This is a genomic window from Providencia sp. PROV129, from assembly GCF_028482245.1.
Classification (GTDB): domain Bacteria; phylum Pseudomonadota; class Gammaproteobacteria; order Enterobacterales; family Enterobacteriaceae; genus Providencia; species Providencia vermicola.
On record NZ_JAMPQD010000062.1, the window covers coordinates 1 to 1,187 of the forward strand.

A 1,187-nucleotide genomic window follows, 5' to 3' on the forward strand; every position below is an offset into this window, starting at 1 on the left:
TGTCTAAAGAAAAATTTGAACGTTCAAAACCGCACGTTAACGTTGGTACTATCGGCCACGTTGACCACGGTAAAACTACTCTGACAGCAGCTATCACTACTGTTCTGGCAAAAACTTACGGCGGTTCTGCTCGTGCATTCGACCAAATCGATAACGCACCAGAAGAAAAAGCGCGTGGTATCACCATCTCTACTTCTCACGTAGAGTACGATACTCCAACTCGCCACTACGCACACGTAGACTGCCCAGGACACGCCGACTATGTTAAAAACATGATCACAGGTGCTGCACAGATGGACGGTGCAATCCTGGTTGTTGCTGCGACTGATGGCCCAATGCCACAAACTCGTGAGCACATCCTGTTAGGTCGTCAGGTTGGCGTTCCTTACATCATCGTGTTCCTGAACAAATGTGACATGGTTGATGACGAAGAACTGTTAGAATTAGTTGAAATGGAAGTTCGTGAACTTCTGTCTCAGTACGATTTCCCAGGCGACGACACTCCAGTTGTTCGTGGTTCAGCACTAAAAGCGCTGGAAGGCGAAGCTGAGTGGGAAGCGAAAATTGTTGAATTAGCAGGTTACCTGGATTCTTACATCCCAGAACCAGAGCGTGCAATTGACCGTCCATTCCTGCTGCCAATTGAAGACGTATTCTCAATCTCAGGTCGTGGTACAGTAGTAACAGGCCGTGTTGAGCGTGGTATCATCAAAGTTGGTGAAGAAGTTGAAATCGTTGGTATCAAAGAGACTGCGAAAACAACTTGTACTGGTGTTGAAATGTTCCGTAAACTTCTTGACGAAGGCCGTGCGGGTGAGAACGTTGGTGTTCTGCTGCGTGGTACTAAGCGTGAAGAAATCGAACGTGGTCAAGTACTTGCTAAACCAGGTTCAATCAAGCCACACACTAAATTTGAATCAGAAGTTTATATTCTGAGCAAAGATGAAGGTGGTCGTCACACTCCATTCTTCAAAGGTTACCGTCCACAGTTCTACTTCCGTACAACTGACGTAACAGGTACTATCGAACTGCCAGAAGGCGTAGAGATGGTAATGCCAGGTGATAACATCAACATGATCGTTACCCTGATCCACCCAATCGCGATGGACGACGGTTTACGTTTCGCAATCCGTGAAGGTGGCCGTACTGTAGGTGCGGGTGTTGTTGCAAAAATCATTGCATAATAC

The 1,187-nt window shown here is 46.8% G+C and carries 1 protein-coding gene; it reads left to right on the plus strand.

The window, feature by feature from the left end:
* On the plus strand, positions 1-1,184 hold a 1,184-nt coding region (tuf, locus tag PSF27_RS20800; protein ID WP_272516408.1), incomplete at its 5' end, for an elongation factor Tu.
* Positions 1,185-1,187 lie beyond the last annotated feature (3 nt).